This is a genomic window from Mycobacterium sp. IS-1264, from assembly GCF_001954195.1.
In the GTDB taxonomy this organism is placed as follows: Bacteria; Actinomycetota; Actinomycetes; order Mycobacteriales; family Mycobacteriaceae; genus Mycobacterium.
This window is the reverse complement of record NZ_MBES01000007.1, coordinates 16,056-41,630: the sequence shown is the minus strand read 5'-3', so window position 1 is coordinate 41,630 and position 25,575 is coordinate 16,056. Positions and strand designations below refer to the sequence as shown.

20 protein-coding genes are annotated in these 25,575 nt (G+C 67.4%); 3 read left to right on the top strand and 17 right to left on the bottom strand.

The features are described from left to right. The first annotated feature begins 115 nt into the window (after positions 1 to 115). Entirely contained in the window at positions 116 to 1,234 is a 1,119-nt protein-coding gene (locus A5744_RS01300; protein ID WP_076057796.1) for a YeiH family protein, read from the top strand. Between the two features lie 6 nt (positions 1,235 to 1,240). On the opposite strand, the gene A5744_RS01295 is transcribed toward A5744_RS01300, so the two are convergent. The 4 genes from A5744_RS01295 to fdxA form a co-directional block, all read right to left on the bottom strand. After that, a complete protein-coding gene (locus tag A5744_RS01295; protein ID WP_076057795.1) occupies positions 1,241 to 2,485 on the bottom strand; it encodes an alpha/beta hydrolase in 1,245 nt (414 codons plus the stop codon). Beyond that, complete coding sequence (locus A5744_RS01290; RefSeq protein ID WP_076057823.1) at positions 2,482 to 4,857, bottom strand: APC family permease; 2,376 nt, start codon at positions 4,855 to 4,857, stop codon at positions 2,482 to 2,484. Before A5744_RS01290 ends, A5744_RS01295 begins: the two co-directional genes overlap by 4 nt. Before the next feature lie 100 nt (positions 4,858 to 4,957). Beyond that, positions 4,958 to 6,070, bottom strand: a complete 1,113-nt coding sequence (dapC, locus tag A5744_RS01285; RefSeq protein WP_076057794.1) for a succinyldiaminopimelate transaminase — start codon at positions 6,068 to 6,070, stop codon at positions 4,958 to 4,960. A gap of 26 nt (positions 6,071 to 6,096) precedes the next feature. After that, entirely contained in the window at positions 6,097 to 6,423 is a 327-nt protein-coding gene (gene fdxA, locus A5744_RS01280) for a ferredoxin (RefSeq protein ID WP_076057793.1), read from the bottom strand. Positions 6,424 to 6,856: 433 nt separating this feature from the next. Between fdxA and A5744_RS01275 the strand changes: the two genes are divergently transcribed. Further along, positions 6,857 to 7,180 carry a hemophore-related protein gene (locus tag A5744_RS01275; RefSeq protein ID WP_076057822.1) on the top strand — a complete coding sequence of 108 codons (324 nt, stop codon included), beginning with the start codon at positions 6,857 to 6,859 and terminating at the stop codon, positions 7,178 to 7,180. 19 nt (positions 7,181 to 7,199) lie between these two features. Here the strand turns inward: A5744_RS01275 and A5744_RS01270 are convergent, their stop codons facing one another. The 4 genes from A5744_RS01270 to mshB form a co-directional block, all read right to left on the bottom strand. Then, entirely contained in the window at positions 7,200 to 7,973 is a 774-nt protein-coding gene (locus A5744_RS01270) for a maleylpyruvate isomerase N-terminal domain-containing protein (RefSeq protein ID WP_076057821.1), read from the bottom strand. A gap of 30 nt (positions 7,974 to 8,003) precedes the next feature. After that, entirely contained in the window at positions 8,004 to 10,577 is a 2,574-nt protein-coding gene (locus A5744_RS01265) for a bifunctional FO biosynthesis protein CofGH (protein WP_139331194.1), read from the bottom strand. Between the two features lie 145 nt (positions 10,578 to 10,722). Then, positions 10,723 to 11,184, bottom strand: a complete 462-nt coding sequence (locus tag A5744_RS01260; RefSeq protein ID WP_076057791.1) for a hypothetical protein — start codon at positions 11,182 to 11,184, stop codon at positions 10,723 to 10,725. Positions 11,185 to 11,276: 92 nt separating this feature from the next. Further along, positions 11,277 to 12,191, bottom strand: a complete 915-nt coding sequence (mshB, locus tag A5744_RS01255) for an N-acetyl-1-D-myo-inositol-2-amino-2-deoxy-alpha-D-glucopyranoside deacetylase (protein ID WP_076057790.1) — start codon at positions 12,189 to 12,191, stop codon at positions 11,277 to 11,279. 56 nt (positions 12,192 to 12,247) lie between these two features. On the opposite strand from mshB, the gene A5744_RS01250 reads away from it, so the two are divergent. Beyond that, positions 12,248 to 12,859: a TetR/AcrR family transcriptional regulator gene (locus A5744_RS01250; RefSeq protein WP_076057789.1), complete on the top strand. Its 612-nt coding sequence runs from the start codon at positions 12,248 to 12,250 to the stop codon at positions 12,857 to 12,859. 7 nt (positions 12,860 to 12,866) lie between these two features. Here A5744_RS01250 and A5744_RS01245 read toward each other — a convergent pair whose 3' ends face one another. The 9 genes from A5744_RS01245 to A5744_RS01205 all read right to left on the bottom strand — a co-directional run bounded on the left by A5744_RS01245 (position 12,867) and on the right by A5744_RS01205 (position 25,532). Beyond that, the gene (locus tag A5744_RS01245) at positions 12,867 to 14,801 is read right to left on the bottom strand and encodes an ABC transporter family substrate-binding protein (RefSeq protein WP_170874398.1); all 1,935 of its coding nucleotides are present in this window, start codon (positions 14,799 to 14,801) and stop codon (positions 12,867 to 12,869) included. A 46-nt stretch (positions 14,802 to 14,847) separates the two neighbouring features. Then, entirely contained in the window at positions 14,848 to 16,734 is a 1,887-nt protein-coding gene (gene typA / locus A5744_RS01240) for a translational GTPase TypA (RefSeq protein ID WP_076057787.1), read from the bottom strand. Between the two features lie 139 nt (positions 16,735 to 16,873). Then, a complete protein-coding gene (gene narI, locus A5744_RS01235; RefSeq protein WP_139331193.1) occupies positions 16,874 to 17,611 on the bottom strand; it encodes a respiratory nitrate reductase subunit gamma in 738 nt (245 codons plus the stop codon). Between the two features lie 2 nt (positions 17,612 to 17,613). Then, positions 17,614 to 18,291 (bottom strand): nitrate reductase molybdenum cofactor assembly chaperone, encoded by a 678-nt coding sequence (gene narJ, locus A5744_RS01230; RefSeq protein ID WP_076057786.1) that lies wholly within the window; start codon positions 18,289 to 18,291, stop codon positions 17,614 to 17,616. A gap of 2 nt (positions 18,292 to 18,293) precedes the next feature. After that, positions 18,294 to 19,967, bottom strand: coding sequence for a nitrate reductase subunit beta (gene narH, locus A5744_RS01225; RefSeq protein ID WP_076057785.1), 1,674 nt, complete (start codon positions 19,965 to 19,967; stop codon positions 18,294 to 18,296). Continuing rightward, the gene (locus tag A5744_RS01220) at positions 19,967 to 23,641 is read right to left on the bottom strand and encodes a nitrate reductase subunit alpha (RefSeq protein ID WP_076057784.1); all 3,675 of its coding nucleotides are present in this window, start codon (positions 23,639 to 23,641) and stop codon (positions 19,967 to 19,969) included. The genes narH and A5744_RS01220 overlap by 1 nt, the downstream gene beginning before the upstream one ends. 402 nt (positions 23,642 to 24,043) lie before the next feature. Further along, positions 24,044 to 24,448 (bottom strand): (deoxy)nucleoside triphosphate pyrophosphohydrolase, encoded by a 405-nt coding sequence (locus A5744_RS01215; protein WP_076057783.1) that lies wholly within the window; start codon positions 24,446 to 24,448, stop codon positions 24,044 to 24,046. A gap of 43 nt (positions 24,449 to 24,491) precedes the next feature. Then, a complete protein-coding gene (locus tag A5744_RS01210) occupies positions 24,492 to 24,746 on the bottom strand; it encodes a hypothetical protein (protein ID WP_076057782.1) in 255 nt (84 codons plus the stop codon). Between the two features lie 285 nt (positions 24,747 to 25,031). Then, positions 25,032 to 25,532, bottom strand: a complete 501-nt coding sequence (locus A5744_RS01205) for a nitroreductase family deazaflavin-dependent oxidoreductase (protein WP_076057819.1) — start codon at positions 25,530 to 25,532, stop codon at positions 25,032 to 25,034. Between the last annotated feature and the right edge of the window lie 43 nt (positions 25,533 to 25,575).

Below are 25,575 nucleotides of genomic sequence, written 5' to 3'. Positions count from 1 at the left end.
GATTGGCGCGAGCGAGTCGGCTCGATATCGGTGGACTGGTGGGCGACCCTGGTCGCCGGGGTGATCGTCGCGTTGGCGGTGGCCGGCGCGCTGCCGAAGATTCCGTGGTGATCGCGTGAGCACCACTGGACTTGAGCGCGAAGCGACGCTGGACGAGCCGGCCTTCACCAGCAGCCGGCCGCTGGACTACGTACCCGGCGTGCTGTTGCTGATTGCCGTCGGGCTGCTCGGCAAATACGCCCAGATTTGGTGGAACGCACTGGCCAAACACGAACACTGGCGGGTGCCCGATATCGAATACGTGTTGTGGGCCATCGTGATTGGGCTTGTCATCACCAACACCGTCGGCCTGCACCGGATATTTCGGCCCGGTGTGCAGACATACGAGTTTTGGCTCAAGGCCGGGATCGTCGTGCTGGGAGCGCGTTTCGTGCTCGGCGACATCGCCAAACTCGGCGGGCTGAGCCTGCTCCAGATCTTGGTCGACATGGCGGTCGCGGGCACCATCATCATCGTCGCCGCGCGCGCCTTCGGGTTATCCGGCAAGCTCGGTTCGCTGCTGGCGATCGGTACGTCGATCTGCGGGGTGTCGGCGATCGTGGCCGCCAAGGGCGCGATCCGGGCGCGCAACTCCGACGTCGGCTACGCCATCGCGGCAATCCTGGCGTTGGGGGCGGTGGCGCTGTTCGTGCTGCCGCCGCTGGGACACGCGATCGGCCTGACCGATCGCGAGTTCGGGCTGTGGGCAGGCCTGGCGGTGGACAACACCGCCGAAACCACCGCCACCGGCTACCTGTTTTCCGACCATGCCGGCAAGATCGCCGTGCTGGTCAAGTCGACCCGCAACGCCCTGATCGGGTTCGTCGTACTGGGCTTCGCGCTGTATTGGGCCGCGCGCGGCCAGGCCGACGAGATCGCGCGCGGCGCCAAAGCCAAGGCCGAGTTCGTCTGGCACAAATTCCCGAAATTCGTGCTCGGCTTTCTGGCGGTCTCGGCGATCGCGACCGCGGGCTGGCTGACCAAGGGCCAGACCGCGAACCTGGCCAACGTTTCGAAATGGGCGTTCCTGCTGACGTTCGCCGGGGTGGGACTCAACACCGACATCCGGCAGATCGCGCGGACCGGATGGCGGCCGCTGCTGGTGGCCGTCATCGGGCTCGTCGTCGTGGCGGCGGTCTCGCTGGGGATCGTGCTGCTGACCTCCCGCGTGTTCCATTGGGGCGTCAGCGCTTAACGCCGCCTATACGGAAACCGCGCGCTTCGCGTAGATCTCGGCGAGGAACTGCTCGACGGCCACCGCGGCGTGCGCCGCGCGGGCCGACCCGAAGATGTCGAAAGCGTGCTGTGCGTACGGCAATTCGGCGTAGACGACCGGCTGGCGGCTGACCTCGGTGAGCCGTGTGACAAAGCTGCGGGCCTGTTCGACCGGGATCAGCGAGTCGTTGGTTCCGTGCAGCACGAAGAACGGCGGCGCGTCGGCGCTGACATGGGTGATCGGCGAGGCGACGCGAAAGGGCTCGGCGATCTCCGTCCGGCTCAGCTTGAATACCTGCTTCGCCACCATCGGCACCATCAGCGGATGCATGGAGTCGTCGGTTCGGGTGAAGTCGTAGACCCCGTAGAACGGCACCGCCGCATGCACCCGGGTGTCGGCCTCCTCGAAACCCGGCTGGAACCGCGGATCATTCGGCGTCAGCGCGGCCAGCGACGACAGGTGCCCGCCGGCCGAGCCACCGGTGATCGCGATCCACTCCGGATCACCGCCGTAGGCGGCGATGTGCTCTTTCGTCCACGCGATCGCACGCTTGACGTCGACGATCTGGTCGGGCCAGGTGGAGCGCGGGCTAAGCCGGTAGTTGATCGCGACACAGATCCAGCCGAGCTCGGCCAGATGGCTCATCAGCGGATGTGCTTGTCCCCGTTTGTTTCCGGTCACCCAGGCGCCGCCGGGGACCTGCAGCAGGACCGGGGCGTGACCGTCGCGGTCGAGGTCGGGCCGTCGCCAGATGTCGAGATGATTGCGCGAGCCGTACTCCCCGTAGCTGATGTCGCCGTCGTGCGCGTAGTCGCGGTAGATCCGCAACATTCGGGCCACACCGGGTTTCTTCGCGGTCGCACCGCCGGGCGCGGGCCGCCGCCACAGATCGCCCGACTCGGTGCGACGGTCGGGGCCCAGGCCGGCATCGAGCGCGGCGGTCAGTGGCTCGTTGGCATTGCGCCCGACGTGGCGCAGGCCCAGGAGCCCGAGCCAGGACAGCGCCGACAGCAGCCAGCTGAATCGGCGTACCCGCGGCGGCAGTCCGCGCGAGACTGACGCCAGCGCGGCGAACTGCACGCCGAGCGATTGCATCGGAAGTTCCGACGCGAACACCCCGTAGCCGAACGCATACATGGCGCCGTACGGCCGCTTGGTCAGCGGCCGGTAGCCATTGGCGGTGAACGCAAAGCCCAACACGGAGACCACCACTGCTGCCAGTCGCTTCACGCCTGTCCTTTCTGTTCCCCGGACTCCCCCGAATCGCCCGGCCTGCCGGCCTTCGCCGGGTCCTCGATCACCTGATATGTCGGGTCGACCAACGACATGGGCCGGTTGCCGGTCTGCTTGGGCTTGCCGGTAATCCGCAACAACTGCCCGGGCTGGATGTCTGCGCCCCCATGTCCTGGACGGAACGTCACGCTGATCTCGCCGGTGTTATCACCGATGACGACCTGCCGCCGGGTCCGCCTACCTTCATTGACGTCCTCGACCTGGTTCACCCGTCCTTCGAAGGTGGCGCGCTGGCCGGGGATCAGTCCCGCCACCGTAATCACCGACGGCCCAGGGTCGGGGTGTTCATACGCTTCGACGTTCTCCTCTTCGTCCTCGTTAACCCAGGCCTCCACCTTCTCGAGCTCGCGCGCGATCCGTTGCTCGAAGTTGTCGGGGTATGCCTGCTGGATTCGCGACTCCACGTCGTATGGCACGATCGTCGCCGCGGCATCCGGGATCAGGCTGACCGCGCGGGAGACCTTGTCAGCGGTGCGGTCGTGCAGCAGCCGACCCAGCAGCGGCGCATACGTGCGACGTGGCAGCAACACCGTCACATTGGTGTTCCGCTGCTCATCGCGCGCCTTGGCGACCAGCATCTGCGCGGCACGGGTGATCCGCCGGTCCGGGCAGTCCACCACCCGCAGTGGCGTGTCGAGTTCGAAGTGATCCCAACGCTTTCGGATCAGCTGCGCGTGGGCTTCATCGACCATGAAGTGCACGGCGACAAGCTCGTCGGCGCGCAGCCCCCGGCCGTAGCGCAGCGCTTCGATGACCGCGAGGTCGACCGAGTTCACAAACACGAAAACTTTGTGCCGCGCGTACTTCACCAACTCCGGGCGGTCGGTACGGAACATCTCGAGAATGGCCGCCTCGGCACGATATTCGCGGTTGAGTCGCATCAGCACGAACACCAGTAGCGGGAAGACGACGACGACCAACCACGCGCCCTCGGTGAACTTGGCGACCGCGAAGATGCCGACCACGATGGTCGACAGGATCGCCGCGGATAGGTTGATCGCCAGCCGCCGTCGCCAACCCGATTCCCGGTGCGTCAGATGATGTTTGGTCATTCCGTAACCGGCCATCGAGAACCCGGTGAACACGCCGATCGCGTAGAACGGGACCAACGCGTTGACCGACCCCCCGGTGATAATCAGCAAGGCTACCGAGAGCGCCGTCAACGCGATGATTCCGTTCGAAAACACCAGGCGGTGGCCGCGTTTCGTCAGCTGGCGCGGCAGGAATCGATCTTCTGCGACGAAGCTGGCCAGCGCAGGGAATCCGTTGAAACTGGTGTTTGCGCCCGTGAAAAGGATGGCAGCGGTGGATGTCTGAACGAGGATATAGAGGATGTCACCGATTACACCGTGACCGAAGACCGCGCGGCCGATTTGCGACAGGACCGACGGATACTCGGTGACATACGGTGTGGCATGCGTGACGTAGGCGAGATAGGCGACACCGGCCAGTAAGAAGCCGAGAATAGTAGCCATCGCGGTGAGCACTCGACGCGCGTTGCGGCCCTGCGGCTTTCGAAACACATCGACGGTGTTCGAGATTGCCTCGACCCCCGTCAGCGACGAGCCTCCATTGGCGAACGAGCGCAGCAACGTCAGAACCGTCGCGCCCATCACCAATCCGCCACCCTGCTGGACTGGCACCGTGCCCGGCAGGTGCGCGGGGTCGTACACCGGTAGATCGCCGAATGTCACGCGAAGGATGCCGACCACGATCATCAGGCCGATCATGACGACGAAGAAGTAGGTCGCGAATGCGAACTGCCAGCCCGCCTCCCTCAGTCCGCGCAGGTTCAGGTAGCAGATGACCAGCACGACCGCGACCGTGATTTGCAGGCTGTGCGGACCCAAGACGGGGATCGCCGATACCACCGCCACCGTCCCGGCTGCGGATTGCACCGCCACGGTGACCACATAGTCGATCAACAGAGCCGCGGCGGCGACCTGCGCCACCCGCGGCCCGAAGTTCTCCCGCGCCACGATGTAGGAACCACCGGCTCGGGTATAGGCCATGACGACCTGCCGATACGACGCGGCAACCAACACCAGAATCAGCAAGATGACGCCGGTGATGGGAAGCAACAACACAAACGCCGCCAGCCCTGCACGCGGCAGCAGTTCGATCAGGATCTGCTCGGGCCCGTAAGCGGTCGACGAGATCGCGTCGGGCGAAAGCGCCCCCAGCGCAACCGGATTCGATAGCTTCTCGGATGCCAACTCCTCGGTGATCAGCGGCTTGCCCAGAAAGACACGCTTGGCCAGGTCCCCTATTGACACCGGGATCCGCAGCTTGCCGGCCGAAGTTGTCACAACCACATCCTTACCCGAGGTCGGAGCGCCTGCGATGCATTCTGCCGCCCGCCCCGGCCGCGCGGCAGGCGGACCGGCCATATTCGTGGCCGGGCGGCGATCAGGCCTCAGCCGGCGCGGTGAGCCGGCCCACCGCGGCCGCGATGCGCTCGTCGGTGGCGGTCAGCGCGACGCGCACGTGCCGCGCACCGCCCGGGCCGTAGAACTCGCCGGGTGCGACGAGGATGCCGCGCTGCGCGAACCACGCGACGCTGTCCCGGCAGGGCTCGCCGCGGGTGGCCCACAGGTACAGGCCGCCTTCGGAAAAGTCGACAACAAAACCGGCCGAGCGCAGCGCCGGCGCCAGCGCGGCCCGCCGGCGGGCGTATCGCTCACGCTGCAGCTTGTCGTGGACGTCGTCATCCAGCGCGGCCGTCATCGCGGCCTGCACCGGCGTCGGCACCATCATCCCGGCGTGCTTGCGCACCGCCAGGAGCTCGGCGACGAGCCCCGGATCCCCCGCGACGAAACCCGCCCGATAGCCGGCCAGCGACGAGCTCTTGGAGAGCGAATGCACCGCCAGCAGCCCGGTGTGGTCGCCGTCGCAGACCGACGGGTGCAGCACCGATAGCGGTTCGGCGTCCCAGCCCAAGCCCAGGTAACACTCGTCGGAAGCCACGACAACGCCCCGCTCGCGCGCCCATCCGACCACCTTGCGCAGGTGGTCGAGGCCGAGCACGCGCCCGGTCGGGTTGCTCGGCGAATTGAGGTAGAACAACGCCGGTGACTGCGGGCCGAGTTGGGTCAGCGAGTCCGCACGCAGCACTTGCGCCCCGGCCAGGCGGGCGCCGACCTCATAGGTGGGGTAGGCCAGCTCCGGCACCACGACCACGTCGGCGGCGCCCAGACCCAACAGTGTTGGCAGCCAGGCGATGAGCTCTTTGGTCCCGATCACGGGCAGCACCGCCGACTCGCCCAGCCCGGTAATGCCGAAGCGGCGGTCAAGCGCGGCGACCGCGGATTCCCGCAGCCGCGCGGTGCCGGCCGTTGCCGGGTACCCCGGCGCCGCGCGGGCGGCCGCCAGCGCCTCCCGGATCACCGTGGCGACCGGGTCGACCGGCGTGCCGACCGACAGGTCGACGATGCCGTCGGGATGGTCCCCGGCCAGCGCCTTGGCGTCGGCCAAGGTGTCCCAGGGAAATTCCGGCAGGGACGCCGAAACAAGCCGGGCCATCCCGGGCTTACGCGGCACCGGCCCGCTCAGTCGCCTTCGCCCTGCGGCGCCAGATCCTTGACCACCTGCGGGTCGTTCTCGGTCATGCCGACCTTGGCCGCGCCACCCGGGGAGCCCAGCTCAACGAAGAAGTCTGCGTTGATCTGCGTGTACTGGCTCCATTGCTCGGGCACGTCGTCTTCGTAGTAGATCGCTTCGACAGGGCAGACCGGTTCACAGGCCCCACAGTCGACGCACTCGTCAGGGTGGATGTAGAGCATCCGAGCGCCCTCGTAGATGCAATCGACGGGGCACTCCTCGATGCATGCCTTGTCCTTGATGTCGACGCAAGGCTCGGCGATCGTGTACGTCACGGACGTCTCCTCAAGGTCTCCTCCATGTACTGCTCGGTGTGGGCTGCCGTTTGCCTCGCCGCGGTGCTCCAGGCCCCGCAAAATGCAAAGCTTTCGGTTACTGATACTAGACGTTGCACATACACGTCAACTACCCGGCACGCACTGGAGGACTGGCGTTCTATAAACCTAGTCGCCATAGCAAAGCATGACCGCGGTCCGTGCCCAAGTCGCGGGGTCAAAGCTGTGAGTTGGTATAGCGTTCACCGGCGACGACGCACGCCGCCAAGCCGATGACCTGCTGATAGTTACATTCGGGCGGCGGCGTACGAATAGTCACGCGAAAGGGAACGCCCACGGCGCCTGGTAGCCTCGCAGAGGACGGCAAACCGCTGGGCAGAGATGTCGTCGCCGTCAACAGCGGTGCATAACTGGGGAAGGTGTCCGATAAATGATGACGCTGTCGTTGGGGAAGTTGGCAGCCGCAGTTGGCGGCGTGGCAGTGGCGCTGAGCGCTGCCACCGGGGTCGCGTCCGCGGATCCGATCGTCGACACGACCTGCAACTACGGGCAGGTGATGGCGGCGCTTAACGCCACCGATCCGGCAACTGCCGCGCAATTGAACTCATCGCCGGTGGCGCAGAACTACTTGCGGCAGTTCCTCGCCGCGCCGCCGCCGAAGCGCCAGCAGATGGCCGCGCAGATCCGGGCGATGCCGCAGGCCGCCCAGTTCATGGGCACCATCGAGAACGTCGCCGGCGTCTGCAACAACTACTGAGCCGACCGGCTCAGGTAGTTCAGTAGCCGCTGAGTAGTCGGCGCACGCGACCCAAGGTTTCCGCGCCGACGCGGCTGCAGATCCTGGACGGGTCGCCGGGTCGGCGGCCCCACAGGAGCAAAACCCGTGCTGCGGCATCGGTTTCGAGTGTGGCCGGACCCACCGCGTCGGCGAATCCGACCGTGGTGTGGTCCGCGTCCGCGCTGAGGACGACGTCCTCGGTCTCGGGAACTCGCAGCCGGGCCTCGATTCGCTCACCCGAGCCGATTTCCTTGGCGCCCTTGGCAAGCAGCGGGCGTCCCACCGCGACGACGCTGTGCGTCGTCATCCACGGCTCCGCTAGCGCGGTCTGGAAGGCGACGCTCTTGTCGCAGTCGCCGGTGATGTCCCAGCCGTGCAGGACGAGTTCTTCGCGCATGTGCTCGGCGAACCAGGGCACCTTCATGGTGCGTCCGGTCCAGGCGACATCGGTGTCGGCGGGAACGCCCTCGGCGGCGACAGCCACCTCGTTCAGGGTGGCCATGCGATCGAGCAGGGCATCCCACAGGTCGGCATCGTTGAGCGCCCGCAGGGGGCCTTCCCGTTCTTCGAAACTGCGGGTGCCGACGGGTTCGCCTTCCAGGTGTGCGCCCAGCACCCGGGCGAGCTCCTCAGCGTTCCCGGCTTGATGGGCCACGATGTCGCGTACCGTCCAGGCTTCACACCAGGTCCCGGTATCCGGGCGGCGCTGCTGCACGGCGTCCGCGAAGGGCTGCCATTCGGGAAATCGGTCGGTATCGATCTGTCGTTTCACGGCCTCGGGTATACCCGCTGCCTCCGACACCTACGCGGCGAGCGGCGAATAGGTGGTGGTGCGCTGGCGGGCGGGGCGGCCGATGCCCTCGGCGATCGCGGTCAGTTCGGCCACCGTTTTCGCCGACCCGTGCTCCGAGCCGGCCATCCGCGAGATGGTCTCCTCCATCAGCGTGCCGCCCAGGTCGTTGGCGCCGCCGTTGAGCATCACCTGCGTGCGCGCGACACCGAGCTTGACCCAGCTGGTCTGAATGTGAGAAATGCGGCCGTGCAACATGATCCGCGCCAGCGCGTGTACCGCCCGGTTGTCGCGATGGGTGGGGCCGGGACGGGCGGCGCCGGCGAGATACAACGGCGAACTCTGGTGCACGAACGGCAGCGGCACGAACTCGGTGAAACCGCCGGTGCGGTCCTGGATTTCGCGCAACACGTTGAGGTGTCCGACCCAGTGCCGGGGACTGTCGACGTGCCCGTACATCATCGTCGACGACGACCGCAGGCCCACCTCGTGCGCGGTGGTCACGATCTCGATCCACATCGACGTCGGCAGCTTGCCCTTGGTGAGCACCCAGCGCACCTCGTCGTCCAGGATCTCGGCGGCGGTGCCGGGGATGGTGTCCAGCCCGGCCTCCCGCAGGCTGATCAGCCACTCGCGGACGCTCAACCCGCTCTTGGTCACGCCGTTGGCGATCTCCATCGGGGAGAACGCGTGCACGTGCATCGACGGGACGCGGGCCTTGACGGCGCGGACCAGGTCGGCGTAGCCGGTGACCGGCAGCTCGGGGTCGATCCCGCCCTGCATGCAGACCTCGGTGGCGCCCTCGACGTGCGCCTCCCAGGCGCGGTCGGCGACCTCGTCGGTGGACAACGAGTACGCGTCGGCGTCACCCTTGCGCTGCGCGAACGCGCAGAATCGGCAGCCGGTGTAGCAGATGTTGGTGAAATTGATGTTGCGATTCACCACGAACGTCACGTCGTCACCAACCACGTCACGACGTAGCGAATCGGCCAGTGCGGCAACCGCTTCCAGCGCGGCACCGTCGGCTGTCGCCAACGCCAGGTACTCCTCGTCGGTGCAGCCGGCGGGATCGCGTTCGGCCGATCGCAACGCCGCAAGGACATCGGTGTCGATGCGTTCGGGCGCGTGCGCGGCGAGCTCGTGCACGTGTGCACGGATCGATTCCCAATCGCCGAAGGCGCTATCGAGATCGCTGCGCGCCTCGGTGTTGCGTCCCTCGGAGTCGATCGCCGCATTGAGGTCGACCCGGCCGGAGGACTCCACGTCGTCGGGCTCCTGCCAGGGCATGCCGACCGGGTTGACGTCGCGGGCCAAACCGGTCGCCGGATCGGCCAGTGCCACAACGTGTCCCCGCACCCGTGGGTCGATCCACGCGGCGCCCGCCTGTACGTATTTCGGCTGCGCGGTCAACCGCTGCATCAACTCGTATCCGGCTTCGGCGGTGACGGCGGCCAGCTCGTCCAAAGCGGGCCAGGGCCGTTCCGGGTTGACGTGGTCGGGCGTCAACGGCGACACCCCGCCCCAGTCGTCGACCCCGGCGGCCACCAGTGCCAGGCACTCCTCGCGCGACACCAGATTGGGCGGCGCCTGGATGCGCATGCCGGGACCCAACACCAATCGCGCGACCGCCACCGTTGCCAGGTAGTCCTCGATCCCGGCGTCGGGGAAGCCGGCCATCGCGGTGTGTTCCTTGGCCCGGAAATTCTGCACGATCACTTCCTGGACGTGCCCGAACTCCTTGTGCGACTTGCGAATCGCGTGCAAGGTGTCGGCCCGTTCGGGCAGCGTCTCCCCGATCCCCACCAGCAGTCCGGTGGTGAACGGGATGGACAGCCGGCCCGCATCGGTCAACGTGCGCAACCGAACCGCCGGGTCTTTGTCCGGGCTGCCGTAGTGCGCAAGCCCTTTCGTCTCGAACAGCCGTCGCGACGTCGTCTCGAGCATCATGCCCATCGACGGCGCCACCGGCTTCAGCCGCGACATCTCCGACCAGCTCATCACCCCGGGATTCAGGTGCGGCAGCAGCCCGGTCTCCTCCAGCACCCGGATCGCCATCGCCCGCAAGTAGGACAGTGTGGAGTCGTAGCCCCGCTCACCGAGCCAGTCGCGGGCCTCCGGCCAACGTTCCTCGGGCCGGTCGCCCAGTGTGAATAGCGCTTCCTTGCAACCGAGTTCGGCCCCGCGGCGGGCAACGTCGAGGATCTCGTCGGGCTCCATGTACATGCCGGCGCCCTGGGCACGCAGCCTGCCGGGCACCGTGACAAACGTGCAGTAGTGGCAGCTGTCCCGGCACAGGTGAGTGACCGGGATGAAGACCTTCCGCGAATAGGTGATCGGCAACCGGCCGCCCGGGCCACGCCGACCGGCCGACTCCAGGCCCGCGTCACGCACCCGCGCCGCGCTGGCGCACAAGTCGGCCAGGTCCGCTCCGCGGGCGGTCATCGCGAGGGCCGCCTCGTCGATGTTCAGCGCGACCCCGTCCCGGGCCCGCCGCAACACCCGCCGCAGCGCCGACCGATTGGCCTTGGGCGGAATGACGGGGCTAGGCAGAGCGGTGGGCTCCGGAGGCACCGGTGTCAGTGGCACGTTTGTGTAACTTCCCCACGATCGAATTTCATCCGCGCGTCCCAACATTTTGGAAGCCTGGCAACCATGGCGGGTGCCCTTTGCGCAACAGTAGCGCCAGGCGCCGCCCGGCCCGCGCTCGCATTCCCGGCCATCTCGACGACCCTCAGCGGTGCACGCTGTAGCGCCACAGCACCCATACCGGTGGCACCACGCCCAGCACGATTAGGATCAACGCCCCGTATGCCATCAGCCCCTTGCCGCCCAGGATGATGTCGTCGGCGGGACCGCCCATGCTGATCGCCGCCACCGTGAGCAGCCAGGTCCACAGCGGCAACGCGGCCACCCGTGGCGAACTCGTCCAGCGCCCAGCGGCCCAGACCAGGGCGGCGTTGACCAATCCACTGATCAAACCGCTGATGGGAAAGGGGACCGTGCCGATATAGAACGGCAGCAGCAGGGCCCCGGCTAGCGCGGACAACACCCCGTCGACAGCCAACAGCGCCAGGACAACGACGCGAATAGCGGGGTCTGTCGTGCCGCTGTCCTCAACAGACGCGGCGCGCGGCTTGGTTTCGGTCAGGTCGGGACGCTGTCGATATTGGAGAGGATGGAGCCGAGTACCCACTGCAGGCTGTCCAGGCGGTCCTGCCAGTGCTGCAGGTTAGGGTCCAGGTCGGGGTCCATGCGAATTCCTTCCGTGGCTGCCTGGTTGGCAGCCTACCGCGTGCCGAATCCGTTGAAACCCAGTCCCGCGAGCAGATCCGTCTCCCAGCCGCGCTCATCGCGATCCCCCGCGGATCCCGCGGCGAGCACGTAATGCTCGTGCGCCAGTATCGGCAGCGCCATGTTGTTCGACAGGGCGCACACCCGGCCGGTCGGGCCGACGACCACCTGGGTGGCGTGCGCGGCGAGCGCGGCCGACTTGGCCGCGAGGGCGTCCGGGCCGGCTTCCACCACGGCGTCGATGTCGGAATCCGCATATCCGAAGTCGAACTCTTCCGCGGGCGGGATCGTCCACCCCGGCAGCAGATCATCGGGCTGCAGGGCGCGCCATCCCGCCACGAATGCGCTCGCCGCGATGACCGCCCAGTAGAACTTCGGGACCGTCCATGGCTCGCCGGGGTAGTCGCCGGTCCCGGCCTTGGGGCCGGCAGATGCGACGGCGGCCGCGGTGACCATGTGGGTGCGGATGTGGTCGGGATGCCCGTAGCCGCCGTTGGGGTCGTATGTCACCACGACGTGGGGGCGCTGCGCGCGAATGATCGCGACCAGCGCCCCGACCGCTTCGCGCTCGTCGGCGTCGATGAACCGCTGCCGTCGCCGCTTTGCCGTGCCGGCCATCCCGGAGTCGCGCCAGCGGCCCGCACCGCCGAGATAGACCGGCTCGCCGACGCCGAGCTCGCGCAGCGCGGCGGTTAGCTCACCGATTCGGTACCCGCCGAGTTGGTCCGCGTGGTCGACGGCGAGCCGGGCCCAGCGGTCGCCGATGACCTCGCCCTCCTCGCCGAGCGTGCAGGTGACGACGCTTACCTGTGCGCCGCGGGCGGTGTAGTGGGCGATGGTGGCCCCGTTGCTGAGGCTCTCGTCGTCGGGATGCGCGTGGACGAAAAGCAGCCGCGGGGTCTCAGGCATGGACGCACCCTACCCGCCGCGCGATGAATAGGAACGCCGACGGCTACTATCGAGGAATGGCCCAGCTCACACCAGCCCGCAACGGCAGCCGCAGCCGCCGTCGGGGCGAAGTCCTGGAACGTGCCCTCTACGAGGCCACGTTGGCCGAACTGACCGAAGTCGGATACGGCGGCCTGACGATGGAAGGGATAGCGGCGCGCGCCCACACCGGCAAAGCGGCGCTGTACCGTCGCTGGGCAACCAAGTGCGAGCTGGTACACGCCGCGCTGGTTTTCGCGTTGCCGCCGGTCCCCGAGCCGCGATCGGGCCGCCCGGCCAGAGACAACCTGCTGGCGATGTTCACCTCTCACCGCGACATGCTGGCCGGCAAGACCGACTTTCCGGGCCTTTATGTCGTCCAGCAGCTGCTCCACGAACCCGAGATGCGGGCGATCTTCGCCGATGCCGTGGTGAGCCCGCGACTGAAAATCATCGAATCGATCCTGCAAGCCGCCGTCGACTCCGGCGACATCGACCCGGCCACGATCACCCCGCTGACCGCGCGGATCGGACCGGCGTTGATCAACCAACACTTCCTGCTCACCGGGGAACCGCCGAATCGGCGGGAGCTGGCACTCATCGTCGACACCGTGATCCCGGCGCGGGCACCGGCGGCAGCCGTCGACTAGAGGGCCGTCACGGCCCGGTTTTGATCCATTGGCCGGCGTCGCCGACGATGCCGACCGGTACCGCGCCCGACAGGCTGACGTTCCGCACGCTCGGTCCGGCCGCGACGATCGTCGTGTCCTGCAGGATCGGCAACACGGTCGACATGTTCCACAGCCGCGGTTCGACCGCGGTGATCACGTCGTTGATGCTCTTGGTGCCGTTGAGGGCGGCGTCGATGTTCGACTGGATGCTGCGATCGCAGATCCCGGTCAGGTTCGACGGCGCCTGCACCAGCGCGCCGGGATCGGGTGCGCGACTGGGTGGGGTCGACGTCGGCGTCGTGGCGGTGGGGCTCGGCCCCGTGGGCGGCGTGGGCCCGGCAGGGCCGGAGGGACCGGTGGAGGCGGCATTGGTCGGCGTGTTGGCGGTAGGCACCGTCGTCGACTGCAGCGCGGGGCAGCCATAGCGCGAGGCCAGCAGGGTCGCCAGGTTTCCGCCCGCTTGGTGCCATCCGACGATCGCGTCGACCTGGTGGTTGTTCAGCGCGTCGCGATAAAGCGTCACCGGGTCCAGCGCCAGCACCGTCGCGGCGATCCCGACGTTGCGCAGCTGGTCGGCGGCGGTGTTGGCCACCGCGACCGCGGTCGGGTCGTTCGCGGCCACCCCGATGACGAGCGACAGCTGCTGGCCGTCCTTACTGATCCGCCCCCGAATGACTTCCGGTGGCCCGGTGCTCACCGGCGGCGTCGCGCTGGGCGGCGGCGGTACCGGCGACGCCGAGGTGCTGCTCTCGATTTGGTATCCCGACGCCGTTAGCAACGCCAGCGCCGCCGGCGTCGTCATCGCGGGAGGCGCGGTCGGCTCGTAGCCCGGATCGCTGGGCGAACGGATCTGGGCCTGCGCCAGCGTGACGGTGTTGTCACTGCCTGCGCCGACCGCGGCGAGCAGGTCGACGTCGAGCAGCCCCAAGATCGCCTTGCGGACCTGGGTGTCGGACAGCTTGGGCTCGTTGGCGCGCAGCGTGAGCTGCATGACCCGCGGTGTGACGATCCGCGCCGTCCGCACATCGGGGATGGCGGACAACTGCGCGAAGGCCGCGGACCCGCCGTGCACCTGGGCCACCTGAGTATCGCCGTTGCGCACCGAGTCGGCCAGCGCCGCCGGCGCCCCGGCGCGGCGGAACAGGATCAGCGCCGGCTTGGCCGGCGGCCCCCAGTAGCGGTCGTTGCGGGCGATCAGGATTTCGTCGCGCTGCGGATCGATGTTCTCGACGCGGAACTGCCCGCCGGTGACCGGCAGCGCCCGCGCCAGCCCGGCCGCGAAACCGCCCGGCACATCCTTGACGATGTGCGCCGGCAGGATGTCGCTGAACAGCTCCTTCCACGCCGGGTAGGGCTGCGCGAAGGTCACCACCGCCTGCTTGCCGCCCTCGAGCGACTGCACGCCGGTGATGAGGTCGTAGCCGGCGGGATCGACGACGCCGGGCTGACTGACCATCTGATGCCAGAGGTACCAGAAGTCGTCGGCGGCGATCGGGGCGTTGTCGGTCCATTGCGCCTCGGGCCGGATCTTGTAGGTCACCGTGAACGGGTTCTGGCTGGTCACCTCCGCCGAGACCAACAGCGTGGGATCCATCTCCCAGCGCGAACCCGTCGGCGTCCCGGGATCGGGCACCGGCCGAAATGCGCTGGGCAGCACCAGCGAGCTGATCGCCGCGTTCACCGGGGACAGATCGGACAGCAGATGCGGGTTGAACCCGGCACCGATCGAGTCGATTCCCATGATGATCTGGGTGGGCCGCTGCGGCGGCGGTGCCGAGTTGTGCGGCGTATCAGTGCTTTGCGGCGCCGGCGGCGGGCTGACCGTGCACGCCGCCAGCGCCAACCCGGCCAGCGAGACCACGGCGACCATCGAGAAGCCGAGCTTCGCGAAGAAACGGCGGGGGCGTCTCGGCACGCCCATCAGGGTATCGAGCACCCGCCCAGCAACGCGCCCGACCACGACCGGCCTAACCCCTGGCCTTCGCCCGCGCCCGGCCGCGGGCCCGGGAGGTGGCGTCCAGCTCGACCTTTCGCACTCGCACCACCTCGGGAGTCACCTCGACGCATTCGTCGGGTGCGCAGAATTCCATGGCCCGCTCGAGATCGAGCTCAAGCGGCTTGGCCAACGTCTCGATGACGTCGGCGGTCGACGACCGCATGTTGGTGAGCTTCTTCTCGCGGGTGACGTTGATGTCGAGATCCTCTGGGCGCGGGTTGATTCCGACGACCATGCCTTCGTAGGTGTCCTGCCCGGGTTCGACGAAGAACTGCCCGCGATCGGCCAGCTGCAATAGCGCGAACGGCGTGATGGTGCCGGAACGATCGGACACCAGCGACCCCGTGTGCCGGGCCCGGATCTCCCCCGCCCACGGCCGGTACCCGTCGAACACCGCATGGCCGACGCCGGTGCCGCGGGTCTCGGTCAGGAAGTCGGTGCGCCAGCCGATCAGGCCGCGGCTGGGAACGACGAAATCCATGCGGACCCAGCCGGTGGTGTGGTTGGCCATCTCCACCATGCGGCCCTTGCGCGCGGCCATCAGCTGCGTGACCGCCCCGACGTATTCCTCCGGGCAGTCGACGGTCATGGCCTCGAACGGCTCGTGCAGCTTGCTGTCGATGGTCTTGGTGACCACCTGGGGCTTGCCCACCGTCAGTTCGAAGCCCTCGCGGCGCATCTGTTCGACCAGCACGGCCAGGGCCAGCTCGCCGCGCCCCTGCACCTCCCACGCGTCGGGCACGCCGATGTCGACCACGCGGATCGACACGTTGCCCACCAATTCGGCGTCCAGCCGGTTACGCACCATGCGCGCGGTCAGTTTGTGCCCGGAGACCTTGCCGGCCAGCGGCGAGGTGTTGGTTCCGATGGTCACCGAGATCGCCGGCTCGTCGACCGTAATCCGCGGCAGTGCAACGGGATTCGTTAAGTCGGCGAGCGTGTCGCCGATCATGATCTCCGGCAGGCCGGCGACGGCGACAATATCGCCCGCGATGGCCTCGTCGGTCGGGCGGCGTTCGACGCCCTCGGTGGCCAGCAGCTCGGTGATCTTCGCGGTTGCCGTGGTCTCCTGGCCGTCCACTTCGCGGATCCACGCGACCTGCTGGCCCTTGCGGATGCGCCCGTTGTAGATGCGGATCAGCGCCAGCCGGCCCAGGAAGCTCGACGCGTCGAGGTTGGTCACCAGGGCTTGCAGCGGCGCGTCCGGGTCGCCCTTGGGCTCCGGCACGTACTTTTCCAGGACCTCGAACAGCGGGTCCAGGTTCGACCCGTCGGGAACCTGGCCGTCGGGTGGCTGCGTGGTGCTGGCCACCCCGGCGCGCCCGGACGCATACAGCGTCGGCAAACCCAGGGCGTGCTCGGCGGCCGCGGCGGCCTCGTCGTCGAGATCCGAGGCGACATCGAGCAACAGGTCGTGGCTGGCCTCGACGACCTCGTCGATGCGCGCATCGGGCCGGTCCGTCTTGTTCACCACGAGAATCACCGGGAGGTGGGCGGCTAGCGCCTTGCGCAGTACGAACCGGGTTTGCGGCAGCGGGCCCTCGGACGCGTCGACCAGCAACAGCACCCCGTCCACCATGGACAGTCCGCGCTCCACCTCACCGCCGAAATCGGCGTGGCCCGGGGTGTCGATCACGTTGATCACCGTGACGGTCCCATCCGGGTCGTGGCGGTGCACGGCGGTGTTCTTGGCCAGGATGGTGATGCCCTTTTCCCGTTCCAGGTCGCCGGTGTCCATCACGCGTTCCTGCACTTCGCCCCGTTCGTGCAACGCGCCGGACTGCCGCAGCATCGCGTCGACCAGCGTGGTTTTGCCGTGGTCCACGTGGGCGACGATGGCGACATTGCGAAATGGCACGTCGGTGATTCTGGCAGCGGGGACCTCAGATAGCGAACTGGCGGATGCCGGACCGCCCTGTGGCGTCGAGTGTGCGGTGACGGCGGTGAGTGTGCGGTGGCGTCGCCGTAGCCGCACACCCCAAGCCCAGGATGGGCGGTTACCAGCCGCGGCGGCGCGGTGCCGCGCTGATCAGTTCTTTGTCGGCCACTTCCCGGGTGCGGTACACGATGTAGGGGCGGAACAGGTAGGCGACCGGCGCACTGAACGCGTGCACCAGGCGGGTGAACGGCCACAGGGCAAACAGCGCCAGCGCGATGAACACGTGAATTTGGTAGTAGAACGCCGCGTGCGCCATCAGATCCCCGCGCGGATCGAGGATCCAGATCGACCGGAACCAGACCGACACCTTCTGCCGGTAGTCGTGCAGCTCGCCGAAGTGCGTGGCACCGGCCAGGGTGCAGCACAGCCCCGCCACCAGCGCGCACACCAGCACCAGATACATCAGCTTGTCGTTGCGGGTGGTGGCCAAGAACACCGCCCCGTGCCTGCGCCGCCGGTAGATCAGCAACCCGATGCCGATCAGGGTGGCAAAGCCGGCGGGCACACCGAGCAGCAACGCCTGCAGGTGATAGATGTGATCACTGATCCCGATCGCGCGGGTCCACGATTCCGGAATGAACAGCCCCATGACGTGGCCCATGATGACCAGCAGGCTGCCGAAATGGAACAGCGGGCTGCCGATCGACAACAACTTCGACTCGTAAAGCTGCGACGAACGTGTGGTCCACCCGAACTTGTCGTAGCGATACCGCCACCAGGTGCCGACCGCCGCCACCGACAGCGCGACGTAAGGCACATCGTCCCAGAAGATCTCGACCAATTTCATGTGAACCACGGTCACCCTCTTTCGGTGCGCTTCGGCGGGACCGTCAGGGTAAACGGTTGCAGCCCAACGGCTTCCGTGGGAGGTCCGGCCTCTAAAAGATGGCGAGCCAGCCGTTCCGCTCGGCGCGCCTCCTGATCGGTTGCGCCCGGCAGTGTTTCGCAAACCGCCGCCACGGCGTGGCGGTACGGCGACTCGGCTTGCGCCAGCGCCCCGTGCAGTACGTCGATGGGGACCCGGTGCTCGGTGAGCAGCCGCCGACCGGCCTCGGGATCGACGGTCGCGGCGAATTCCAATACAACGGGCAGGTGATCCGGGGCCTCCTTGCGCGGCGGCTCGACACCCGCGTCCCGGTAAGCGCTGGCGAACACCAGCATCTCCCGGCCGCGGTTACGGGTATCGCCGGCGGTCCAGTAGGTCAGGTACATCGTGGCGCGACGGCGCAAGTCGAACGTCTCGACATAATCCGCCGCGGCGGTCATCGGGTCGCGGGCGCGCAGCGCGAGAAGCGTCCGTTCGAGCATCGTTGCGGCGGGCCCGGTGATGTGGTCCCGCAGCTCGCCCACGGTGTCGAGCCGTTGCGCCTGTCCGTCGTCGGGGTAGGCCAGCAGCAGCGAGGCCGCCTGCCACACCAGTCGGTCCTGCATCGCCCGGGAGGACCCGCGGTCGGAAATCTTGGGCAACAACCTCATCGCTACCCCGGGCCTTTGTCGGAGTCCGGGAACAGGCCCGCGGGCACGCCGTTGCCGTCCCAGTTGAGCAGGTTGATCCTGGAGCGGCCGCCGCCCCCCGTGCTACCGGCCCCGGCGGCCGCACCCGTCTGACGCTGTTGCAGGGCGTGGAAGGTTTCCACGGCGATCGGGACGGGCGCGCCGCTGCCCTCCCCGAACGGGCCGGATTCGTACATGCCCGGTCCACCCTCGAAAGACAACGAGCACCCCATCTCGTCGGCCATCGCGGCGGCGGGCACGTCGGCCACGTATGACGTCGGAATCACGTAGCGCTCTTCGTATTTGGCGACCGCAAGCAGCCGGTACATGTTGTAGATCTGTTCTTCGGTCATCCCGACGGCATGCGGGATGTGCGGTTGCGTCTCGCGGCCGAGGTTGATGTCGCGCATATACGACCGCATCGCGGCCAGCCGCTTCAGCACCCCGGCCACCACCTCGGTGTCGCCCGCGGTGAATAGCTCGGCCAGGTACTGGATGGGGATGCGCAGCGCTTCGAGGGCACCGAACAGGTTGCCCAGGTCCTCGCCGTCGTGGCCGTCGTGGCTGACCGCGTCGACCACCGGTGACAGCGGCGGGATGTACCAAACCATCGGCATGGTCCGGTATTCCGGGTGCAGGGGAAGCGCCACCCGGTAGGTGTTGATCAGCGCGTACACCGGTGACCGCTGCGCGGCTTCGATCCACTCGTCTGCGATGCCCTCGGCCCGCGCCGCGGCGATCACCTCGGGATCGTTGGGGTCCAACAGGATCCGGCGCTGTGCCTCGTAGAGGTCCGTGTCGTTTTCCACCGACGCCGCCTCCAGCACGCGGTCCACGTCATAGAGCACCAGCCCGAGATAGCGCAGGCGGCCCACGCAGGTTTCCGAACACACCGTGGGCAGGCCGACCTCGATGCGCGGATAGCACAGTGTGCACTTCTCGGCCTTGCCGGTCTTGTGGTTGAAATACACCTTCTTGTAAGGACATCCGGACACGCACATCCGCCAGCCCCGGCAGCGATCCTGGTCGACCAGAACGATGCCGTCCTCGCTGCGCTTGTACATCGCGCCCGACGGGCAGGAGGCCACGCACGACGGGTTGAGGCAGTGTTCGCAGATCCGCGGCAGGTAGAACATGAAGGTCTCTTCGAGCTTGAGCTTGACCTCTTGGCTGACCTTCTTCAGAACCGGGTCGTTGGGCACGATCTCCGGCGAGCCGGCGAGGTTGTCGTCCCAGTTCGATCCCCACGACACCTTGATTGGTTCGCCGGTGATCTGGCTGCGCGGCGCGGCCGTCGGGAAGGTGTCCCCGGCCGGGGCCCGGGTCAGGTTCTCGTAGTCGTAGGTCCAGGGCTCGTAGTAGTCGTCGATGGTGGGCAGCTTGGGATTGGCGAAGATGCGCAGCAGCTTGTTGATGCGGCCGCCGTCGCGCAGTCGCAACCGGCCCCTCTTGTCGCGAATCCAGCCGCCGCGCCAGCGATCCTGGTCCTCGTAGGTGCGCGGATAGCCCACTCCCGGACGGGTTTCGACGTTGTTGAACCACACGTACTCGGTGCCCGCGCGGTTGGTCCAGGCCTGCTTGCAAGTCACCGAGCAGGTGTGGCAGCCGATGCATTTGTCGAGGTTCATCACCATCGCCATCTGCGCCATGACCTTCACTAGTAGGTCACCGCCTGGCTGCGACGGCGCACCACGGTCACCTCGTCGCGCTGGTTGCCGGTGGGGCCGAGGTAGTTGAAGGCGAACGCGTGCTGGCCGTAGCCGCCGGCCAGGTGGCTGGGCTTGATCCGCACCCGGGTCAGCGCGTTGTGGTTGCCGCCGCGCTTGTTGTTGGTCTCGGTGCGCGGCGTGTCCACCGTGCGTTCCTGCACGTGGTAGACGAACACTACGCCGTCGGGCATGCGGTGGCTGACGATGGCCCGGCACACGTAGATACCGTTGGCGTTGCTTGCCTCTACCCAATCGTTGTCGCGCACTTTGATTTTCGCCGCATCACCCGGACTCATCCACATCGTCGGGCCGCCGCGAGACAGCGACAGCATGTACAGGTTGTCCTGGTACGTCGAATGGAACGACCACTTCGAGTGGGGCGTCAAATAGCGCACGGTGAGCCCGATCCCGTCGTATCCGAGCTCAGGCTGGTTGAACAGCCGCGCCATGTCCAGCGGCGGTCGGTACACGGGCAGGTGTTCACCGAGCTCTTCCACCCAGTCGTGGGCGAGATAGAAGTGCATCCGTCCGGTGAGCGTGTGGAACGGCTTGAGGTGCTCGATGTTGATCGTGAACGGCGCGTAGCGGCGGCCGCCGGTCTCGCTACCGGACCACTCCGGGCTGGTGATCACCGGGACAGGGCGAGCCTGGGTGTCGGCGTAGGTGATCCGCCGTTCCTCACTGCCCTCGGCCAGGTGCGCCAGCCGCTGCCCGGTGCGCTTCTCCAGCTCGAGAAAGCCCTCGACGGCCAGGCGCCCGTTGCACGTCCCGGACAGGGCGAGGATGACGTCGGCCATCCGCTCGGCGGTGGTGATCGCCGGACGGCCGGCTGCCGCACCGGAATTCATCACGCCGAACTTCGCGGCCAGCTCGCCGATCTCACGGAAGGGATGGACGGTGTAGCCCTTGACGGTCATGCCGAACTGGTCGACGAGCGGTCCCAGGGTCACCCACTTGTCGTAGATCGCGGCGTAGTCGCGCTCCACCACAGTGAGCTTGCCCATCGTCCTGCCCGGCACCGGCACCTCGTTCGCATGCAGCCAATTGCGTTCGGTGCCATCCGGATACGCCATCGCATCCGGCGTGTCGTGCTGCAGCGCGGTCAGCACGACGTCGTTGCGCGTGCCCAGATGCTGCCGGGCCATGGCGCTGAAGGCACGGGCAATGGCGGCGAACGCGTCGAAGTCCGAACGCGTTTCCCATGGCGGGTCGATCGCGGGCGAAAACGCGTGCACGTAGGGGTGCATGTCGGTGCTGGACAGGTCGTTCTTCTCGTACCACGTCGCCGCGGGCAACACCACGTCCGAAACCAGTGTCGTCGACGTCATCCGGAAGTCGATCGACATCATCAAATCCAGCTTGCCCTCGGGAATTTCCCTGTGAGCGGCCACATCGACGGGCCGCGCGCCGTCGGCGGGGGCCTCGCATTGCACGTTGGAGTCCGTGCCCAGCAGATGTTTCAGGAAGTACTCGCCGCCCTTGCCCGACGAGCCGATCAGGTTCGACCGCCAGACCGACAGCACTCGCGGCCAGTTGACGGGATCGTCGGGGTCGGTGATCGATAGCTTCAGCTTGCGCTGGGCGAGCTGTTCGGCGACGTAGTCCGTGACGTCGCGCCCGGCGGCTTCCGCCTCGTCGGCGACGTCGAGGCTGGAGCGGTCGAACTGTGGATAGAACGGGCTCCAGCCCATCGCCGTCGCCGAGGCCAGCACGTCGATCGTGTGCTGGTCGTCGAACTTGCCGCGGCCCAACGGGCTGGACAGCTTGTCCGCCCCGTACGTGTCGTAGCGCCATTGATCGGTGTGCGCATACCAGTACGAGGCGCCGGGCACCTGGCGCGGGGGCCGCGACCAGTCGGTGGCATTCGCCATCGTCTGCCAGCCCGTCAAGGGGCGCACCTTCTCCTGGCCGACGTAGTGCGCCCAGCCGCCGCCGTTGCGGCCCATCGAACCGGTCAACATCAGCAGCGCGAGCACCGACCGGTACATCACGTCGCTGTGGAACCAGTGGCAGATGCCACCGCCCATGATCACCATGGATCGCCCGCCGGATTCCTCTGCGTTGCGGGCGAATTCCTTGGCCACCCTGATCGCCTGCGCGGCGGGCACCCCGGTGATGGGTTCCTGCCAGGCCGGGGTGTTCTGCTGACTGGGATCGTCGTAACCGGTCGGCCATTCGCCCGGAAGACCGTCGCGCTGCACCGCGTAATGGGCCAGCATCAGGTCGAACACGGTGCACACCAGGTGCTCGCCGACCCGGCGCACTGGCACGCCGCGACGCACCGTCTCGCCGTGGCCGTCGATGGTGTCGAAGCTGGGCAGCTCGACCAGTCGGACTTCCGGCGTGCCCGCAACGCTCAGCGCCGGGACGACCGGGCCCAGGTCGAGGTTCCATTTCCCGACGCCGTCCTCACCGAACCGGAAGCCCAGGGAACCGTGCGGCACGACGACCCGGTCGGTGACCTCGTCGACCAGGGCGGGCTTGAACGCCGCGTTCTCGACTTCCTCGCCGATGTCGGCCGCGGTCAAGAACTTCCCGGGCACCAGCGAGTCGCCTCGCTTCTCCAGCTTGATCAGGAATGGCAGGTCGGTGTAGCGGCGAACGTAGTCTGCGAAGAACGGAACCTGCTTGCGCACATAGCATTCCGAGAGAATCACGTGACCCATCGCCATCGCCAGCGCGGCGTCGGTGCCCGCGGCACAGCGCATCCACTCGTCGGCGAACTTGGTGTTGTCGGCGTAATCCGGGCTCACCACAACGACTTTGGTGCCCCGATAGCGAGCCTCGGCCATCCAGTGCGCGTCGGGGGTTCGGGTGATTGGGACATTGGAGCCCCACATCATCAAATACGACGCGTCCCACCAATCCCCGGACTCGGGCACATCGGTCTGGTCTCCGAACACCTGCGGCGAGGCCACCGGCAGGTCGGCGTACCAGTCGTAGAACGAGGTCATCACCCCGCCCAGCAGCGAAACGAATCGCGAACCCGCCGCATGGCTGACCATCGACATGGCCGGAATCGGCGTGAAGCCGGCGACCCGGTCCGGGCCGTACGTCTTGATGGTGTGCACGTGGGCGGCGGCGATCAGCTCGGTCGCCTCGGCCCAGGTCACCCGGACCAGCCCACCCTTGCCGCGCGCTTGTTGGTAGCGGCGACGGCGCTCCGGATCGGCCTGGATATCCGCCCACGCGAGCACGGGGTCACCGAGCCGCGCCTTGGCCTCACGGAACATCTCGACCAGCGCACCCCGCGCATACGGATAACGCACCCGCGTGGGCGAATAGCTGTACCAGGAGAACGACGCGCCCCGGGGGCAGCCACGCGGCTCGTATTCGGGGCGGTCCGGGCCCACCGATGGGTAGTCGGTCTGCTGGGTTTCCCACGTGATGATCCCGTCCTTGACGTAGATCTTCCACGAGCACGATCCGGTGCAGTTGACCCCGTGCGTGGAGCGGACCACCTTGTCGTGGCTCCACCGGTCGCGGTAGAACACATCACCTTCGCGGCCGCCCTCGCGCGTGACGGTACGCAGATCGGCGGAGAACTCCCCGGGCGTGAAGAAACGCCCACTGCGCTCCAACAACTCCTCGAGCGGTCCACCAACGTGAGGTGTGACAGTCAAACGGTAAACCCCCTACTCAAAACAACGGCGCGCCTCGCTGCCGGGTTCGAATGCGGTAGTCCGCCCGTGCGATCCGCACACTCGGCGATGACGTGTCCGACGGCGCCGGCGACCCGCACGCCGGGCGGCAATAGGCCCTCAGCGTAGGTCCCGGATGACCGTCCTACCACATCGACCACGCGGGACCTGTGCGTAAAAATTACTGCCATCGACGTGGGGTTTCTGTCTTCGCGTACGCCGGATCACGGCGTGGAAACAGCGCCCACGCCGTCGGGAAAACCATCGGGATCGCTACCGGCATGCAAATCGAGGTTAGGGTCTATTTGAGCTTGTTAGCTTCCAGTTTCACGCGTGTCTGCTGCAATAGCGCTGTACGTTCCCTGCGGAGAAACTGTGGGCTCGTCAGGAGCTCGCTCGGAGCGCTCGAATCAGGTCCGCCAACCAGGCCCGGTCGGCCGGCACCCAATCGACGTCATGCAGTTCCTCTGCCGTTACCCAACGCAGCGCCCGATGGTCATGCGGGTGCGGTTCCCCGTCGAGCAGCCGCACGCGATACGCCCGCAGCGTCGTCCTGCCGTCCAGCGCAATGTCGTCGCCGAGGCGGTCGCCCACCGCGAAATCGCCGATGTCGAGACCCAGCTCCTCGGCCAATTCGCGGGCCAGCGCGTCGCGCTCGGTCTCGCCGGGCGCCACCTTGCCGCCGGGCAGCTCCCAACGGCCGGCGAGCTCGGGGGGCCGGACGCGTTGCGCCACCAAGAGCGTCGGGCCGGCGATGACGGCCCCGGCGACGACGATCTGGGTCGGCATGGCCAGTGACGGTATACCGTCCGTCGGGGCCGCGCGGCTGGACTTACCTAATGCTGCGGTTGGCTGGGGTGGCGGTGAGCCCCGCCCAGAATCCCTGCTCTAGCTGTGCCTCCATTGCGGGACCCCCGGATGGCGCTGTCTGTTGGCAGCCACAGCTGAGCGCGCCGAATGGATTCGGGTCGGTGCCGGCCGGATTCGCGTCGGCCCGGGCGGTTGCCGCGCCCCCAACGCCGACGCCGAGAACGATGGCGGCGCCGACGATGGTTTTGGTGATCGCCCCGTGGTGCTGGGTCGTCATGTCATCCTCTTTCGTAGAAAGTCTTCTGCTGAATCAGTGCCACGGATGCTCCGCCGTCGGGCGCGCCCCATGAACCCACCATTTCGTGTGCTTTGTTGGTGTGCAACGCGATTGGCTGATTACATAGACGCTTCATGCTTTTGCATGGTTCGACGCCCTTGCTGTGAGATGGCTGGCGAATCCTGAGAAAACGCAAAGTGTCACGGGACAAGCAGGGCAAACGGGCCTGCGCCGCAACGTATTTAGGAGGGAAACGGGCAGACGGCTACCGAATGCCGGCGCCGGTCATTGCCGGGTGAGGACGAATACCTCGATGTGGCGGTCTCCGGCCCGCGCTTCGTACTTCGCCCAGCCCGGATAGAGCTCAACGCCTCTGGCCCAGATCTCGTCTCGCTCGCGCGGCGTGGCGCGTCGTGCGGTGGCCTGCCAGGTGTCGCCCTCGATGGATACCGTGGCTTGTGGGTTGGCCTTCAGGTTGTGATACCAGGCCGGGTGTTTTGCGCCGCCCCAGTTGGAGGCGATGAGGGCCAGGCCATCGGGGTGCGGAATTCCGTACACCGCGACGGTGCGGGGTTCGCCGGACTTGGCGCCCGTCGTGGTGAGGATGACCACCGGCACACCGGTGGCGATCCCGGCGAAACTGCGTCTGCCGCCGGTGGCCTTGGTGATCAGTTGGTCGAGGCGGTTCGCGGTCGGCCGAAGAAGGGCCACACCGACTTTCGTGGCCGCAAAGGTTCGCATCACCCGATGGAAGGCACTGGCATCCTCGAACGACCGCTGTGGCATGGTGACATTCTTGCCCAAACCCGGCGCCGTTACGACCCCCAAC

Bases quoted from the DNA above. Each gene is read 5' to 3' on its own strand.
- A5744_RS01250 (WP_076057789.1), top strand. From the start codon at position 12,248: ATGGCCCAGCTCACACCAGCCCGCAACGGCAGCCGCAGCCGCCGTCGG.
- A5744_RS01205 (WP_076057819.1), bottom strand. From the start codon at position 25,532: ATGCCACAGCGGTCGTTCGAGGATGCCAGTGCCTTCCATCGGGTGATG.
- A5744_RS01210 (WP_076057782.1), bottom strand. From the start codon at position 24,746: ATGACGACCCAGCACCACGGGGCGATCACCAAAACCATCGTCGGCGCC.
- A5744_RS01275 (WP_076057822.1), top strand. From the start codon at position 6,857: ATGACGCTGTCGTTGGGGAAGTTGGCAGCCGCAGTTGGCGGCGTGGCA.
- dapC (WP_076057794.1), bottom strand. From the start codon at position 6,070: ATGGCCCGGCTTGTTTCGGCGTCCCTGCCGGAATTTCCCTGGGACACC.
- A5744_RS01245 (WP_170874398.1), bottom strand. From the start codon at position 14,801: ATGGGCGTGCCGAGACGCCCCCGCCGTTTCTTCGCGAAGCTCGGCTTC.
- A5744_RS01215 (WP_076057783.1), bottom strand. From the start codon at position 24,448: ATGCCGACCCAGATCGTCGTCGCCGGGGCCGTCATCGCCGGCCCGACG.
- narJ (WP_076057786.1), bottom strand. From the start codon at position 18,291: ATGAGGTTGTTGCCCAAGATTTCCGACCGCGGGTCCTCCCGGGCGATG.
- mshB (WP_076057790.1), bottom strand. From the start codon at position 12,191: ATGCCTGAGACCCCGCGGCTGCTTTTCGTCCACGCGCATCCCGACGAC.